Here is a 15,868-nt window from a genome sequence, read left to right as displayed (position 1 = left end):
ATGGTGGTCCTGTCAGCCTTGCGGCCTGTTATTGCTTTCCGGCGAACTTGTCCGTGGCGCGGATGAGCCTGTCGAGGATGCCGGGCTCAGAATAGGCATGGCCGGCGCCCTCGATCAGATGAAACTCGGCCGTTGGCCAGGCCTTGTGCAGCAGCCAGGCATATTTGGCCGGGCAGGGCATGTCGTAGCGGCCATGCACGATGACGCCGGGAATGTCCTTCAGCTTGTAGGCATCGCGCAGCAGCTGGCCTTCGTCCATCCAGCCGGCATTGACGAAGAAATGGTTCTCGATTCGGGAAAAGGCATAGGCGAAGTCGGCGTCCTCGAACTTGCCGCTGGTCGACTTCTCCGGCAGCAGAGTGATCGTCTCGCCTTCCCAGATGCTCCAGGCCTGCGCAGCTTCAAGGGCAACTGCCCGGTCAGCGCCGGTCAGCCGGCGATTGTAGGCCAGCATCATCTCATGGCGCTCCTCCGGCGGGATCGGCGCGATAAACCGCTCCCACTTGTCGGGGAACATCTCCGACACGCCGAACTGATAGTACCAGTCGAGCTCGGCCTTGGTGAGCGTGTAGATGCCGCGCACAACGAGCTCTGACACGCGCTCCGGGTGGGTCTCGGCATATGCAAGCGCCAGCGTCGAACCCCAGGAGCCACCGAACACCTGCCACTTTTCAACACCTGCCATCTCGCGCAGCCGCTCGATGTCGGCGACGAGATGCCAGGTGGTGTTGGCGTTGAGATCGGCGTATGGCATGGACTTGCCGCAGCCGCGCTGGTCGAACAGCAGCACATCGTAGAGAGCGGGATCGAACAGACGGCGGTGGCTCGGCGAGAAACCGCCGCCCGGTCCGCCGTGCAAGAACACCGCCGGCTTTGCACCCGGTGTGCCCGAACGCTCCCAATAAATCTTGTGGCCGTCACCGACATCGAGGTGACCCGAGGCGTAGGGTTCGATTTCAGGATAGAGAGTACGGAGCACTTCAGTCATATTTTGACGCCTTTGGCTGGCCAGATTGCAGTATCGTGATCGGGGTGCTGGAAGGAGATGATCTTCTCCTGCTGCGAGTAATAATCCGGGTCTTGGTGGACAGGTTGGTCGAAGATCGTCTCCACCCATGGAATGCGTGCGTCGTAGTTGACCTGGATCTGCGGCGCCAAGTCGGTTCGATCGTCGAACGTACCGATTGCCAGCTCGAGGCCCCCCGGGTGGCGGTAGGTCATCGGCGTGCCGCAGTCCTTGCAGAAGCCACGCTCAATGTTGATGGAAGACTGGAAATAGCTTGGCTCACCTCGCGTCCACTCCATGCCTTCCTCAGGCGTTGTCACTAGCGCGGAAAAGAAGCCGCCGAACTGCTTCTGGCACATGCGGCAATGGCAGATCGAAGGGCGGCCAAGCTTGCCGCTGATACGGAATCTGACTGCGCCACACTGGCAGCCGCCGGTTCGAATGGGTTCGCTCATGCTGAGGCTCCGGTTGGCCAATGGGCTGTGTCGTGGTCGGGGTGCTGGTGATTGCTGGCGGCAATCGCGTTCTCGCGATCGGGCGTTTCCGGTTCCGGTTCAACGGGCAGAGCGTCGAGCTCGTGAAACCAACTCATCCTGCGTCCTGTGTTCGATTGCATCACCGGCTTGACGCTGTCGGGATCGTCCAGTGAACCGAGCACGAGGTTGATGAAGTCCGCGTCCGGAACATCATAGAAAAGCGGGGTCCCACAGTCGGCGCAAAAGCCGCGGCGAACGATATCGGACGAATGAAACCACTTTGGCTCGCCGCGCGTCAGGGCAAAATCCCGTCGTTTGACGGCGGCCAGCGGCATGAAGTAGTTCCCGGCCGCTTTCTGGCACATGCGGCAGTGGCAAAGGTGCGGATAGCCGAGTTCGCCAACGGCCCGGTAGCGAACCGCGCCGCATTGGCAACCTCCGCTCAGGTTCGCAGCCCTTGTCACGAGTTACTCTCCTCGGGCCACTTGGTCGTGTCGTGGTCCGGATGCTGGTAGGAGACGATGTCGTGCAGGAAGGGCGCAGCCTCGGCGTCCTCGTCGGTCTCGCGAGCAGGCAAGTCGCGCAGGCGATCGACGAAATCGATCTTGCGCTCGGTGCCGAACTGGATGACAGGCGGAAGCGCGGAAGGGTCGTCGAAGGCACCCGCCGCCACCGCCACTCCATCCGGCGCCTCGTAGGTCAAAGGCGTGCCGCAATCCGCGCAGAAACCGCGCTGGACGAGGTTGGAGGAGCGAAAAAGCTTGCGCTCGCCACGCGTCCACTCGAATTCGGCACCGCGAACGGAAACCAGCGGCGCGTAATAGGCTCCGAAAGCCTTCTGGCACATGCGGCAATGACAGATGGACGAATCCTTGAGCGTCCCGCGAACGCGGAAGCGGATCGCGCCGCACTGGCATCCACCGGTGTAGGTGGTCATCTCTTCACCTCCCACTTGGTCACGCGTTCGCCGGTCGCCGCATCCTTGCCGTCCTTGAGCTGGATGCCCTCTGCAAGCAGCGTGTCGCGGATCTTGTCGGCCTCTGCGAAGTTCTTCGCCTTCAGCAGTTCCAGCCGCGCTTTGACGCGGCGGTCGATCTCGATGGCAACCGCTTCGTCGATCTCCGCCATTTCGGGCAGGACGCCGAGCAGGGCGGCACTGGTTGCGAATGTGGCGTGATCGCCTGATTGGGCAAGCGCGTGCAATGCCTGGATTGCCGCCACCGTGTTGAGGTCGTCGGCCAGGGCATTGACCACGGCGGCGTCCGGCTGCGCGCCTGCCGCATCCGCCGCCGGCCATTTGGCGAGCAGGCGTTCGGCTTCCTCGAGCCGCTTGACCGAGAAATCGATCGGCTCGCGATAATGGGTCATGAGCATCGCAAGACGCAGCACATCGCCCGGCCATTGGCGGCCGCCGAACTTCTCGGTGTGCAGCAGCTCGTAGATGGTGACGAAATTGCCTTCGGACTTCGACATCTTGCGGCCTTCGACCTGCAGGAAGCCGTTGTGCATCCAGACATTCGCCATGACCTTGGTGCCATGCGCGCAACGCGACTGGGCGATCTCGTTCTCGTGGTGCGGAAAGATCAGGTCCAAACCGCCGCCATGAATGTCGAAGACTTCGCCGAGATAGCGTTCGCTCATGGCCGAGCACTCGATGTGCCAGCCTGGACGGCCGCGGCCCCAGGGGCTTTCCCAGCCGGGCTCGTTGTCGCTTGAGAGCTTCCACAACACGAAATCGCCGGGGTTCTTCTTGTGCGCGTCGACGGCGATGCGGGCACCGGCTTGCTGTTCGTCGAGATTGCGCTTCGACAACTGGCCGTAATCGACCATCGATTTCGTGTCGAACAGCACTTCGCCCGATGCCTGGTAGGCGTGGCCATTGGCGATCAGCCTTTCGATGATCTCGATCATCTTGGCAATATTGTCGGTCGCGCGCGGCTGGACCGAGGGCTCAAGGCAGCCGAGCGCCTTGGCGTCGTCGAGGAACTGCTTCTCGGTCTTCTGCGTCACCGCGCGGATCGCATCATTGAGCGGCAGCGCGGGATAGTCGCGCAAAGCACGTGCGTTGATCTTGTCGTCGACGTCGGTGATGTTGCGCGCATAGGTGACGTGCTCGCCGCCGTATACATGGTTCAGCAACCGGAAGAGCACGTCGAAGACGATGACCGGGCGTGCGTTGCCGATGTGGGCGAAGTCGTAGACAGTCGGACCGCAGACATACATGCGGACGTTCTGCGGATCGATCGGCGCAAAGGCCGTCTTTTCGCGCGTCAGCGTGTTGTAAAGCTTCAGTTCCGGCTTCTTAGTGTCTGGCGCGCCGGCCATGTCTACTCTCCCAAATGCAATGATCCGAAAAAACTCTACCACCGGCGGGCCGGGGCGTTTCTCATCTTGGACTTTTCAGGAGACGAAAACGGCCAGGCCAGCGAGCGCGCTAGCGAATAATCTTCCGGCAGATAATGCAGATAACCGTTTTCATGGCGGGTTTTATGGCGCGCCAACGGGGTTTGGTCAAGGGGGTGAGGAGCGGTCTGGCGCCAGTCCGAGCAATCGATCCAGTGAATCGATTGCAGCGCCGAACGCCCGAAGCGGAAGCGAAGGGCCGGGCCGGTGCCAATCGCACGAGCCCGACAAAATTCTGCTACAACGCGCCAGGACGTGCGGAAGACCCCAGACGTGAAAACCCTCTATCGAACAATCCTCGGGCTGGTGATTCTGGCTGTCGCGGTCGCATTGTATCTGGCATACGATCGCGGCATGGCACCGTTCACTTCTCCGACGCTTGCGGACTATCCGATACAGGGTATCGACATCAGCCATCATCAGGGTGCCATAGACTGGGAAGTCCTGGCGCGCCAGGCGAACGTCCGTTTCGTGATCATGAAGGCGACCGAGGGTGGCGACCATCGTGACAAGCGCTTTGCCGAGAACTGGAAGGCAGCAAAGGACGCCGGCATTGTGCGCGGTGCATATCACTTCTTCACCTTCTGCCGCCCCGGCCGCGAGCAGGCGCGCAATCTGATCGAAACGGTGCCGGTCGAAGCGGATGCGCTGCCGATCGCGATTGATCTCGAATTCACCGGCAATTGCGGCAAGGTGCCGACGCTCGACGAACTGAGCCTGGAAATCAATGCCTTCTTCGACGAACTGAATGGCGCCTATCCAGGCAAGCCGATCTTCTATCTGAACCAGCAGTTCTTCGAGCAGTACATCAAGGGAAACGAGACGCGCTTCCCCGATCACTATCTCTGGCTGCGCAGTATCGCGCAGGAGCCCCACCAGAACGATTGCGGTGATTGGTCAATCTGGCAGTTCGCCGACAACGGCAGGCTCGAGGGCATTCAAGGCCCCGTTGACCTCAACGCGTTGTGCCCGTCGGAAACGGGCTTCGCGCACCTGTTCCCGATTGTGACAGCCGACTGACGCAGGCTACTCCGGCAGGCGGTAGTCGACCAGCTTGTGCTCGCGCACGATGAAGAGCTTACCGGTCTCGGTCACATCAGGGCCGACCAGAGGCAGGATCGCCTTGGCGACTTCGGAGGGATGCGGCAGCGTTTCGGGATCTTCACCCGGAACGGCCTGGGCCCGCATGGCAGTGCGGGTCGCGCCCGGATCGACGCTGGTGATGCGGAGCGGCGTGCGCTGCGTTTCGCCGGCCCAGGTGCGAGCAAGCGCCTCGACGGCAGCCTTAGAAGCGGAGTAGGGCCCCCAGAACGGGCGACACTTGTGCGCAGCACCGGACGAGAGAATGACGGCACGGCCGGCATCCGAGCGCGACAGCAGCGGATCGACTGAGCGGATCAGCCGCCACGTTGCGGTCACGTTGATATTCATCACCTTCTCGAAGGTCTTTGCTTCGACATGGCCGATCGGCGAGATCACGCCGAGTACGCCGGCATTGGCGACGAGAATGTCGAGCTTGCCCCAGCGCTCGAAGATCGAGGCGCCCAGCCCATCGATGGCGTTCATGTCGGCAAGGTCGAAAGGAACGAGGGTTGCCGAGCCCCCGACCGCCTTGATGGCATCATCGAGATCCTCAAGGCCGCCAACCGTGCGGGCGCAGGCAATCACATGCGCCCCGGCCTTTGCCAGTTCCAGCGCGGTGAAATAGCCGATGCCGCGGGACGCGCCGGTGACGAGCGCGATCTTGCCTTCAAGGTTGAGTGTCATGGTCCCCCGGTTCCCCCGTAGCTGAAAAAGCAAGGGGCGCAATAAGCGCCCCTTGGTCAAATGTCAAAGCCAATGGCAATCAGCCGTTGGTCGCCAGCAAGGAAACCTTGCGGCCCATCGTCTCGCCGTCCTTGTCTAGGAGGCGGGTCGGGTAGTCGCCGGTGAAGTAGTGGTCGGTGAACTGCGGACGGGCATCGTTGCGATCCTCGCCGCCGACGGCGCGATAAAGGCCGTTGATCGACAGGAACTCCAGGGAGTCCGCGCCGATGTATTTGCACATGGCTTCGAGGCTGTCGTACTGGTTGGCCAGCAGCTTCTCGCGATCCGGCGTGTCGATGCCGTAGAAGTCAGGATAATAGATCATCGGGCTTGCGACGCGCAGGTGCACTTCCTTGGCGCCGGCATCGCGGATCATCTGCACGATCTTCAGCGAGGTGGTGCCGCGCACGACCGAATCGTCGACGAGCACGACGCGCTTGCCTTCGATCATTGCCCGGTTGGCGGAGTGCTTGAGCTTGACGCCGAATGCACGGATCTGCTGCGTCGGCTCGATGAAGGTGCGGCCGACATAGTGGTTGCGGATGATGCCGTACTCGAACGGAATGCCGCTTTCCTGCGCATAGCCAAGAGCTGCCGGTGTGCCGCCATCCGGAACAGGAACAACGACGTCGGCGTCGACAGGCGCCTCCTTGGCAAGGTTGATGCCCATGTTCTTGCGGGCAACGTAGACGCTGCGGCCGCCGACGACCGAGTCCGGGCGGGCGAAATAGACATATTCGAAGAGGCAGAGGCGCTCCGGCTGGCCGTTGCCGGCCTTGCGCGCATCGATCGAGATCGAACCGTCAGGCTGGATCTCGCAGATGATGACTTCGCCATTCTCGACGTCGCGGATGAACTTCGCGCCGATGATGTCGAGTGCACAGGTTTCCGAAGCAAAGATCGGCTTGCCGTCGAGTTCACCCATGACGAGGGGCCGGATGCCGGTGGGGTCGCGGGCCGCGATCAGCTTGGTGCGCGTCATGGCGAGCATCGAATAGCCGCCTTCCATCTGGCGGATCGCGTCGATGAAGCGGTCGGCTGTGGAGGTGTAGCGCGAGCGGGCGATGAGGTGGAGAACGACTTCCGTATCGGAGGTGGACTGACAGATGGCGCCACCGGCGATCAATTGGCGACGAAGTGTCAGGCCGTTGGTGAAATTGCCATTATGGGCGATGGCGATGCCGCCGACTTCAAGTTCCGCGAAGAGCGGCTGCACGTTGCGGAGCGCGACTTCGCCGGTCGTGGAATAGCGATTGTGGCCGATCGAGATATTGCCGGGCAGGCGGGCGAGGGTCGTCGGATTTGTGTAGTGATCGCCGACCAGGCCCATATGCCGTTCGGAGTGGAAACGCAGTCCGTCGAAGGAGACGATACCGGCTGCTTCCTGCCCGCGATGTTGAAGGGCATGCAGGCCGAGCGCCGTCAGGGTCGACGCATCGTCATGGCCAAGAATGCCGAAGACGCCGCATTCTTCGTGGAGCGTGTCTCCATCGAATTCGTCATTGAGCGTCAAGGAATGAGACTGGTTCATCGATGCGGGCCTTTGCTCTCACAAGAATGGATCGGCTTTCCATAGCATGACGCCGTGATCATGCGTTTTAAACGGCTGAGGCCCGACAGAGCGGATGCCCGGCCGGACCTTTATTCACGTTCCGCTCAGATGGCAATTGCCAGGCGGCGGGTCAAGCTGTTGAACACTGCGTCAATTAGACGGCTGCTGTGCACCATTCGCAGGGGCGGGCGTTGCGTCTTCGGCTGGCGCCTGGTCCGATGCGGGCGTGTCGCCGCTCTCAGTATTGCCGCCCTGCGGCTGAATTTTGTCCATAACGTTCGCCCGCACCATCTGCGCGAATTCCGCTGGTAGCACGGACTGCAACTTGACGACCATCGAGTCCAGGAACGGCTTCGACTTGGCGTTGTTAACCCAGGCCGGGCCGTGATCCGCCACGAGCCAGTTCCAGAAGGCGACGGCGACGACGAGAAGAAGTATGCCCCTAGCCGCGCCGAAGAGAAAGCCCAAAGTGCGGTCCAGAGCGCCGATCCGGCTGTCGATGATGAAGTCCGCGATCTTCATGGTGATGAAGGAGATCACGATCAGTGCGATCAGGAACACCACCGCGGCTGAACCGACGATCGCAATGCGGTCGTCATCGGTGTACTTCTTCGCGTAGGGAACCAGATACGGATAGAAATAGTATGCGGCGGCTGCCGAGCCGCCCCAGCTTGCGATCGAAAGAACTTCGCGGGAGAAGCCGCGGACCATTGCAAGTACGGCGGAGAAAAGAACGACGCCGATGACAATACCGTCGAAAATCGTAATGGGCATATAAATTCAACTCCAGGACCGCCGTTTATCTACGGCTTGGTCGCGCCTCATTGCGTGCTTCCTATAACATCACCGATGCTGGCGATGAAAGGATCAAACCTCTTCTTCCACACGTCGCAGTGCGCCTTTTGACCCGGCAATACGTGCAACCAGGTCTGGAAGGCTGTCGATCTCGTTCCAGCGACCGCCGGAACCCTTTGGCAGGTCGGCTGACGCCGAGGGAAGCAGCGCGGCAGAAAAGCCCAGCTTCTCGGCTTCTTTGAGGCGCTGGGACGTCTGTGAAACCGGCCGGACGGCGCCCGACAGGCTGACTTCGCCGAAATAGACACAATTGGCCGGTAGGGCAATACCGGCCAACGACGAAACCAGGGCCGAGGCGACGGCAAGATCGGCGGCCGGCTCGGAGATGCGGTAACCGCCTGCGATATTGAGATAAACGTCATGCTGCCCGAGCCGAACGCCGCAATGGGCCTCAAGTACGGCGAGGATCATCGACAGGCGCGCCGAATCCCAGCCGACGACGGCACGGCGGGGCGTGCCGAGCGATGTCGGCGCGACGAGCGCCTGCACTTCCACCAGGATCGGGCGTGTGCCTTCCATTCCAGCAAAGACGGCAGCTCCCGGCGATTTCTCGTTGCGCTCGCCAAGGAATAGCTCGGATGGATTGGCGACCTCGCGCAGCCCTTTGTCCGACATCTCGAAGACGCCGATCTCGTCGGTGGGGCCGAAACGGTTCTTGACCGTCCGCAGGATGCGGTAGTGATGGCCGCGATCGCCTTCGAAGTAGAGCACGGCATCGACCATATGCTCGACGACACGCGGACCTGCGATCTGCCCGTCCTTCGTGACATGGCCGACAAGGACCATCGCAGCCCCTGTCTGCTTGGCGAAACGGATCATCGACTGGACACCGGTGCGGACCTGCGTCACGGTTCCGGGCGCGGATTCAGCCAGTTCGCTCCAGAGCGTCTGGATGGAGTCGATGATGACGAGATCCGGCCGCTTGCCTTCGGCCACCGTCGCCAGAATGTCCTCGACGTTGGTTTCCGCGGCGAGCAGCACGTCTGTATCGGCAGCCTGCAGACGCTGCGCCCGCAACCGCACCTGCGCGACCGCTTCCTCGCCCGAGACGTAGATGATCCGATGGCCGCGGCGCGACAATGCCGCCGCCCCTTGCATCAGCAGCGTCGATTTGCCGATGCCGGGATCGCCGCCGATCAGCACCGCCGAGCCGCGCACGAAACCGCCGCCAAGCGCCCGGTCCAGTTCGGAAATGCCGGTGTGGATGCGCGGCGCTTCCTCGATTTCTCCTGACAGCGTCGTCAGGGTGACCGGTCGCCCCTTTTTTGGCGTCTTGGTCGGCCCGCCGCCAATGCCGCCCATCGGGTCTTCTTCGACGATGGTGTTCCACTCGCCGCAATTGTCGCACTTGCCGGCCCAGCGGTTATGGACCGCGCCGCAGCTCTGGCAGATGAAGTGTGTCCTGGCCTTCGCCATCGATCATGCTTTCCGTTGGATGGTCGCCAGCGCGCCGCATCGAATCACTTTGATTGCTCAAATAATCATTCGCGGCACCGATCAAAACTAATGATTTCCCTATAAGGGGCCACGGTGGCACTTGTTCTCCACTGTATTGGAGATCCCGACGATGCTGGACTATTCGCTCGCGCACTGGATCGCGTTCTTGACCGCGGCGGTTCTACTGAACCTGTCGCCCGGTCCGGACATGGCTTTCATTCTCGGCCACACTGTCAAAAGCGGGACGAGGACCGGCTTTGCCGCCCTGTTCGGTATCTGGACCGGCGCCAGCCTGCATGTAGCAATGGCCGCATTTGGTCTCTCGGCGATCCTCGCCGCTTCGGCGGTCGCCTTCTCCGCCGTGAAGTGGGTCGGCGCGATCTACCTCGTCTGGCTCGGCATTCAGGCTCTGCGCTCGAAGGGCGATGGCGGCCTGGTCAATGCTGCAAAGGACGTCCTGCCCTGGAGCCGCGTTTACAGGCAGGGCATCCTCGTTTCGCTGCTGAACCCGAAGGTCGCGATCTTCTTCCTAGCCTTCCTGCCGCAATTCGTGGTCGAGGGCGCCGGGCCGACCTGGCTGCAGTTGGCGGTCCACGGTGTCCTGATCATTGTCGTCGCAGCCTTCATCGAGCCGCCGCTCATCCTCGCCGGAGGGCGCCTTGCCGATCTCGTCAAGCGCAAGAGAAGCATCGGCCTGTGGCTCGATCGCGGCCTTGGTGCGCTGCTGGTGGCGCTCGGCGTGCGGCTGGCCCTGACCACCCGCTGAGAGACTCACTCGTCTTCGAAGAGATACCGCCGCTCGTGGCGAAGGCCAATGCTGGTCAGGATCTCGTAGCCGATCGTCCCCGCTGACCGAGCGACATCGTCGACAAGCACGTTCTTTCCGAACAGTTCGACGTAATCGCCTGCGCGCACTGCATTTTCCGGAAGATCGCTGACGTCGAAAATCGTCAGGTCCATGGTGATGCGGCCGGCAACGGGCACCTTCCGTCCGGCCACGAAGCCGTGACCTCCCTGCGGCACCGTTTGACGCAGCGGCACGCCCCCGCTCGATTGGCTACGCAGGTAGCCATCGGCATAACCGGCCGACACGACGGCGAGCTTGCTGTTGCGGGTCAGTTGCAAGGCGCGGCCGTAGCCGACGGACTCGCCTGCCTTGGCCGAGCGCACCTGAATGACACGTGCCTCGGCGGTCACCACCGGACGCATCGGGTTTGCCATGCCATTGACGGCTTCGCCGCCGTAGAGCGCGATGCCGGGGCGGGTGAGATCGAAGTGATAGTCGCTGCCAAGAAAGATGCCGCCCGATGCCGCAAGGCTTGAATCGATGCCTTCATAGGCGGCGCTAACCTGCCGGAATGATTCAAGCTGTTGCCTGTTCATGTCAGAGGAATGGTCGTCGCTGCAGGCGAGATGGCTCATGACAAGCACCGGCGCAAAACTTGCCGGGCGTGAGACGTCATCGGCGAGCGCCATGGCCTCGTGCATGGAAAGGCCCAGCCTGTTGAAGCCCGTATCGACATTGAGCGCACAGGGGTAATCGCCGTAATCGGCAAGAACCGCCATCCAGAAGGCGAGCTGCTCTTCCGATGAAATCACCGGCACGAGGTCGTTTTCGAACAGGCGCCGCTCGGTGCCGGGCCAGACACCCGAGAGGACAAAAATGCGGGCGTCAGGCGCATAAGGCCGAAGCGTCACGCCTTCGTCGACGGTAGCGACGAAGAAATCGCGTGCGCCGGCCATGAAGAGCGCTTCGCCGGCGTCTTCGATCCCGGTGCCGTAGGCATCTGCCTTCACGACGGCGGCAGCACGGGCCTTGCCGGAGCGTCGCGCCATGTCCTTCCAGTTTTCGGTGAGTGCCGTCAGATCCACGGTCAGGCGCAAGCCGGCCGAATCGAATGGATCTTGATCTTCGAAACTATCAACAAAATCAGTCATCGTGCTTCACAAAAGAGGGGAGAGTACTTGTCGCACGGCAGTCTAAGGATCAATAAGGCAAAGTGAAAGCAGGCCAAGGAGATATCGGCGCGGCGATCACTTTTGTTCAAGACGCAGGGTAGCGCCGGCGATAGATTGGTTCGATGGAAAATGTATCGCAGAAAGAGGCGGCCGACGCGATGCCGCTTGCAGGCGCCGAGCGGACTCGCTTCTGGCGTGATCGGCGATTTCGCAATATGGAGTGTCTGAGCGCAAGCTTCCTGACGCATGAATATGCGCCTCACGCCCACGACACCTTCAGTATCGGCGCGATCGAGAGCGGCACGCAGATCGCGACGATGAAGGGCGTTCGGGAGGAGACAGGCGCCGGCGATCTCTATCTCATCGATCCCGGCGTCGTGCATGACGGCGTGCCGGGCGGTGAGGGATATCGTTACCGGATGATCTATCCCGACACGAAGCTGTTCGTCGATATCCTCGAAGACGTCACCGGCAAGGCCTTCAACGCCGCACCCTCCTTTCCGAAGGAACTCCTCAACGATCCCGAGATGGCCGCCGCCTTCCATGTCGCCCATCGTGTGCTGGAGAGCGGCGCCGGAGCGCTGGAATCAGAGGAGGGGATGTTCCGCGTGCTGGCTGCGATCTTCCAGCGCTATGGCAGCACGATCGTGACACCAGTTGACACCAAGGAGCGCTCCGCAGTCGGTCGCGCCCGTGACTACCTGACCGACAATTTCGACAGCGACATCGGCCTTGACGAACTGGCCGAGGTCGCAGGCTTGAGCCGCGCGCACCTCATCCGGGCCTTCCGCCGGGAATATCACATCACGCCGCATGCCTTTCTGACTGACAAGCGGGTGCGTGAAGCGCGCAAACTGTTGCGGGACGGCAAGGCGCCGGCCGATGTGGCAATCCAGTGCGGCTTTGCTGATCAGGCGCACTTCACCCGTCACTTCAAGGCGCGAACCGGCGTTACGCCGGGACAATATCGCGCCCGCTGATCACTTTCGTTCAATACAGTCGCGGCTGGGCGGCTTAACACCTCCGAATTCTAGCAGTTGTGGAGGTTCCAATGCTCACTCAAAGGCGACCCATCGGCGATTTCCTTGCCGGCTCGCGGGCAATCCTGCCGCTCGTCGTCGCCGTCATTCCGATCGGTCTCGTCTTCGGTGCGGTTTCGGCAACGAAAGGCCTGTCCGCCCTGGAGGCGACCTTGATGAGCGCGCTCGTCTTCGCTGGCGGCTCACAGTTCATCGCCATGGATATCTGGACGCATCCGGCAAGCTGGGCCGGGGTCGGCTTTGCCGCGCTGCTCGTCAACATTCGCCACGTCCTGATGAGCGCGTCCCTTGGCACGAAGATGCAAGGTTTCTCCGGCCTGCGGAAATATGCCGCCATGCTGTTCCTGGCCGACGAGATATGGGCGATCGCGGAATTCCGTGCGGGCGTGGCGCGACTGACGCCTTCGTGGTTCGCCGGCATCGCTATGCCTTTCTATTTTGCCTGGGTCGGGTCCACGTTGATCGGCGCCTCTCTTGGCGCGTTCCTCGGCGATCCAGCCGCCATCGGGCTCGACTTCGCTTTTCCCGCCGTCTTTGTTGTGCTGGCAATGGGGTTTTGGAAAGGCCGCGAAACCGGTTCGGTGCTGGCTGCCAGTGCTCTGGCCGCCGTCCTGGTGCACCAGTTCATCCCCGGTGTCTGGTACATTGCTGCCGGAGCCCTTGCCGGGCTTGCGGCTGCGCTTTTGACTGGCAAGACAAAGGCAGTGACGGCATGACTCTGGATATATACACCCTTGCTGCGATCCTCACCATGGCGGCCGCAACAATACTGACCCGTATGAGTGGTCTGCTTCTCATTCGCCATGTCGAAATGACCGAGCAAACCCGAACGGCCATCGAGGCGATACCGCCTGCGGTACTGATGGCGGTGATCGCGCCAACCGCCTTTGCGACAGGTTGGGCCGAAACGGCAGCCTGCTTTGTCACGGCGCTCGCAGCGCGTCGCCTGCCGATGCTCGCAAGCGTTGCCGTCGGGGTGGCAACTGTTGCGATCTTGCGAGCAGCCGGCCTATAGTCCGCAATGGAGCCCTGACGGGAAAGACCTCGTCAGTGCTCTTCGTACTGGATGAAGGATGGGTCGGCGAGATCCGCAAAGCGCGTGAATTCCGACTGGAACGCGAGCTTCACCGTGCCGGTCGGTCCGTGGCGCTGCTTGGCGATAATGACGTCGGCCGTGCCCTTCACCTTGTCGAAGAGGGCTTCCCATTCCGCATACTTCGGATCGTTGGGATCACGAGGCTCGAGGTTCTTGACGTAGTATTCCTCGCGGAACACGAAGAGCACGACGTCGGCGTCCTGCTCGATCGAGCCCGATTCACGAAGGTCGGAGAGCTGCGGACGCTTGTCGTCTCGGCTTTCCACCTGACGCGAGAGCTGGGAGAGCGCAATGATCGGAACGTTCAGTTCTTTGCCGAGCGCCTTCAGGCCGGTGGTGATCTGGGTGATTTCCTGGACGCGGTTGTCGCCCTTGCCGGCGCCGGTCATCAGCTGGATGTAGTCCACGACCAGGCAATCGAGACCGCGCTGGCGCTTCAGGCGGCGGGCGCGGGCAGAAAGCTGGGCGATCGAGATACCACCGGTCTGGTCGATGTAGAGCGGTACCTTCTGCATCATCATCGAGCAGGCGACGAGCTTTTCGAAGTCGGCGTCGTTGATGTCACCGCGGCGGATCTTCGAGGAGGAGACCTCTGTCTGCTCCGAGATGATACGCGTGGCGAGCTGTTCCGAAGACATTTCGAGCGAGTAGAAGCCGACGACGCCGCCCTGCTTCGCCTTCATGCTGCCGTCGGCCTGAACTTCGCCTTCATAAGCGGCGGCAATGTTGTAGGCGATGTTCGTGGCAAGCGAGGTCTTGCCCATGCCCGGACGTCCGGCAAGCACGATCAAGTCGGAGCGCTGCAGGCCGCCCATCTTGCCGTCAAGCGAGTGGATGCCGGTCGAGATGCCCGAAAGGCCGCCGTCACGTTCCTTGGCAACGGCCGCCATGTCGATCGCCAGCGCCACGGCGTCGTTGAACGACTGGAAACCGCCATCATAGCGGCCGTTTTCGGCGAGTTCGAACAGGCGACGCTCGGTGTCTTCGATCTGCGTCTGCGGCGGCATGTCGAGCGGCGCGTCGTAAGCGATATTGACGACGTCTTCGCCGATTGTGATCAGCGCACGGCGTAGCGCCAGATCATAGATAGCGCGGCCGTAGTCCTCGGCGTTGATAATCGTCACGGCTTCGCGGGCAAGGCGGGCGAGATACTCGGAGACCGTCATGTCGCCGACCTTTTCCTCAGCCTTGAGGAAGGTCTTGATGGTCACCGGATTGGCGATCTTGCCCATGCGGATGATGTCGCCCGCGACCTCGAAGATCTTGCGGTGCAGCGGCTCGTAGAGGTGGATCGGCTTCAGGAAGTCCGACACCCGGTAATAGGCATCGTTGTTCATCAGGATCGCGCCGAGGAGCGCCTGTTCGGCTTCGATATTGTTGGGCGCTTCCCGGTAGTGCTGCTCCGCTGGAGCAACGGCGGCAATCTTTCGAGCGACGTCGTTCATCTTGATCCGTTCTGTCTTCTTCAGCTTCGGGTTTGGCGTGCGCAACCGAGAAAATCAAGCGCGGATGCAAGAAGGTTTTCCCTGCCGCCATCGATACGGGGATAGTTTGCCCGTTGTTCGACTTCTCCACAGTCACACTTGCAGTCGGTGCAAAAATACCGAAAGTGTCACCTGCAGAGCACGGCCAGAAACGACTCACTTCCATGATGCCTTACATGATAGTGTAAGCCTGTCGGAGGAGACTTGCACCCAAGCATAGGCAGTCGGCTCTTGAAAAAGATCGGGAAATACGATAGTTAGTAAAGATATAATTAGTGCACTAACAAAATAGGGCTGAAAATATGGGGAATCCCGTTCTCGGGCGTGAGCTAATCGAAGATCTTGCAGCATTCAACCGCAAGCTCAGGGCTGTCTTCGACAAGATAGTGCGGGAACGCAATATGACGTTGCCGCGCGCCCGCGTCTTCTTCACGCTCAACAAGAAGGACGGCATCAACCAGCGTGAACTCGCCGAACGGTTGGAGCTCGAGACGCCGACGCTCGTCAGGATACTCGACGCCATGGAAGGCCAAGGGTTCGTCCAACGCCGCGTAGCCGGCTCCGATCGTCGTGCCAAGGAAATCTATATCACCGAGACTGGCAGGGTCGTGGCAGGCGAAATCGATGACATCGCCGTGAGAGTGCGTGCGCAGGTCATCGCCGGTATTCCCGAAGACGATCTGAAAACTACCTTGGAAGTGATACGGGCCATGCAAGCCAACCTGCAGGGTGTCCGCGGAATTTGAGGTCCTGC

General features: G+C 61.4%; 17 protein-coding genes. 6 read left to right on the top strand and 11 right to left on the bottom strand.

Features of this window, described 5'->3' with window-relative positions; translation table 11 throughout:
• Positions 1 to 28: 28 nt before the first annotated feature.
• Genes pip through cysS form a run of 5 tightly spaced genes read right to left on the bottom strand, consistent with a single transcriptional unit; the run spans position 29 to position 3,807 of the window.
• Complete coding sequence (pip, locus tag FHT77_RS00685) at positions 29 to 988, bottom strand: prolyl aminopeptidase (protein WP_183751602.1); 960 nt, start codon at positions 986 to 988, stop codon at positions 29 to 31.
• Positions 985 to 1,461: a GFA family protein gene (locus FHT77_RS00680; protein WP_183751600.1), complete on the bottom strand. Its 477-nt coding sequence runs from the start codon at positions 1,459 to 1,461 to the stop codon at positions 985 to 987. The genes pip and FHT77_RS00680 overlap by 4 nt, the downstream gene beginning before the upstream one ends.
• Positions 1,458 to 1,946 (bottom strand): GFA family protein, encoded by a 489-nt coding sequence (locus FHT77_RS00675; RefSeq protein WP_183751598.1) that lies wholly within the window; start codon positions 1,944 to 1,946, stop codon positions 1,458 to 1,460. The genes FHT77_RS00680 and FHT77_RS00675 overlap by 4 nt, the downstream gene beginning before the upstream one ends.
• Complete coding sequence (locus tag FHT77_RS00670) at positions 1,943 to 2,419, bottom strand: GFA family protein (RefSeq protein WP_183751596.1); 477 nt, start codon at positions 2,417 to 2,419, stop codon at positions 1,943 to 1,945. The genes FHT77_RS00675 and FHT77_RS00670 overlap by 4 nt, the downstream gene beginning before the upstream one ends.
• The gene (gene cysS / locus FHT77_RS00665; RefSeq protein WP_183751594.1) at positions 2,416 to 3,807 is read right to left on the bottom strand and encodes a cysteine--tRNA ligase; all 1,392 of its coding nucleotides are present in this window, start codon (positions 3,805 to 3,807) and stop codon (positions 2,416 to 2,418) included. The genes FHT77_RS00670 and cysS overlap by 4 nt, the downstream gene beginning before the upstream one ends.
• Before the next feature lie 351 nt (positions 3,808 to 4,158).
• Between cysS and FHT77_RS00660 the strand changes: the two genes are divergently transcribed.
• A complete protein-coding gene (locus tag FHT77_RS00660) occupies positions 4,159 to 4,905 on the top strand; it encodes a GH25 family lysozyme (RefSeq protein ID WP_183751592.1) in 747 nt (248 codons plus the stop codon).
• Positions 4,906 to 4,911: 6 nt separating this feature from the next.
• Here FHT77_RS00660 and FHT77_RS00655 read toward each other — a convergent pair whose 3' ends face one another.
• The 4 genes from FHT77_RS00655 to radA form a co-directional block, all read right to left on the bottom strand.
• Positions 4,912 to 5,652: an SDR family NAD(P)-dependent oxidoreductase gene (locus FHT77_RS00655; protein ID WP_183751590.1), complete on the bottom strand. Its 741-nt coding sequence runs from the start codon at positions 5,650 to 5,652 to the stop codon at positions 4,912 to 4,914.
• A 79-nt stretch (positions 5,653 to 5,731) separates the two neighbouring features.
• Positions 5,732 to 7,222, bottom strand: coding sequence for an amidophosphoribosyltransferase (gene purF, locus FHT77_RS00650; RefSeq protein ID WP_016553419.1), 1,491 nt, complete (start codon positions 7,220 to 7,222; stop codon positions 5,732 to 5,734).
• 171 nt (positions 7,223 to 7,393) lie between these two features.
• Entirely contained in the window at positions 7,394 to 8,017 is a 624-nt protein-coding gene (locus FHT77_RS00645; RefSeq protein WP_183751588.1) for a CvpA family protein, read from the bottom strand.
• A 93-nt stretch (positions 8,018 to 8,110) separates the two neighbouring features.
• Positions 8,111 to 9,514: a DNA repair protein RadA gene (radA, locus tag FHT77_RS00640; RefSeq protein ID WP_183751586.1), complete on the bottom strand. Its 1,404-nt coding sequence runs from the start codon at positions 9,512 to 9,514 to the stop codon at positions 8,111 to 8,113.
• A 151-nt stretch (positions 9,515 to 9,665) separates the two neighbouring features.
• Between radA and FHT77_RS00635 the strand changes: the two genes are divergently transcribed.
• Positions 9,666 to 10,301, top strand: a complete 636-nt coding sequence (locus tag FHT77_RS00635; RefSeq protein ID WP_183751584.1) for a LysE family translocator — start codon at positions 9,666 to 9,668, stop codon at positions 10,299 to 10,301.
• A 5-nt stretch (positions 10,302 to 10,306) separates the two neighbouring features.
• Here the strand turns inward: FHT77_RS00635 and alr are convergent, their stop codons facing one another.
• On the bottom strand, positions 10,307 to 11,473 hold the full coding sequence (alr, locus tag FHT77_RS00630) for an alanine racemase (protein ID WP_183751582.1): 1,167 nt from the start codon (positions 11,471 to 11,473) through the stop codon (positions 10,307 to 10,309).
• Positions 11,474 to 11,652: 179 nt separating this feature from the next.
• On the opposite strand from alr, the gene FHT77_RS00625 reads away from it, so the two are divergent.
• From FHT77_RS00625 to FHT77_RS00615, 3 genes are all read left to right on the top strand, one after another.
• Positions 11,653 to 12,474, top strand: a complete 822-nt coding sequence (locus FHT77_RS00625; RefSeq protein ID WP_183753821.1) for an AraC family transcriptional regulator — start codon at positions 11,653 to 11,655, stop codon at positions 12,472 to 12,474.
• Positions 12,475 to 12,545: 71 nt separating this feature from the next.
• Positions 12,546 to 13,250: an AzlC family ABC transporter permease gene (locus tag FHT77_RS00620; RefSeq protein WP_183751580.1), complete on the top strand. Its 705-nt coding sequence runs from the start codon at positions 12,546 to 12,548 to the stop codon at positions 13,248 to 13,250.
• Positions 13,247 to 13,549, top strand: coding sequence for an AzlD family protein (locus FHT77_RS00615; RefSeq protein ID WP_183751578.1), 303 nt, complete (start codon positions 13,247 to 13,249; stop codon positions 13,547 to 13,549). Before FHT77_RS00620 ends, FHT77_RS00615 begins: the two co-directional genes overlap by 4 nt.
• A gap of 32 nt (positions 13,550 to 13,581) precedes the next feature.
• Here the strand turns inward: FHT77_RS00615 and FHT77_RS00610 are convergent, their stop codons facing one another.
• Positions 13,582 to 15,075: a replicative DNA helicase gene (locus FHT77_RS00610; protein ID WP_183751576.1), complete on the bottom strand. Its 1,494-nt coding sequence runs from the start codon at positions 15,073 to 15,075 to the stop codon at positions 13,582 to 13,584.
• 341 nt (positions 15,076 to 15,416) lie between these two features.
• On the opposite strand from FHT77_RS00610, the gene FHT77_RS00605 reads away from it, so the two are divergent.
• Positions 15,417 to 15,860 (top strand): MarR family winged helix-turn-helix transcriptional regulator, encoded by a 444-nt coding sequence (locus FHT77_RS00605; RefSeq protein ID WP_016553428.1) that lies wholly within the window; start codon positions 15,417 to 15,419, stop codon positions 15,858 to 15,860.
• Positions 15,861 to 15,868 lie beyond the last annotated feature (8 nt).

This window comes from Rhizobium sp. BK181 (assembly GCF_014193305.1).
Taxonomy (GTDB): Bacteria; Pseudomonadota; Alphaproteobacteria; order Rhizobiales; family Rhizobiaceae; genus Rhizobium.
The sequence above is the reverse complement of the archived record's forward strand: the minus strand, read 5'-3'. Positions and strand labels throughout refer to the sequence as shown.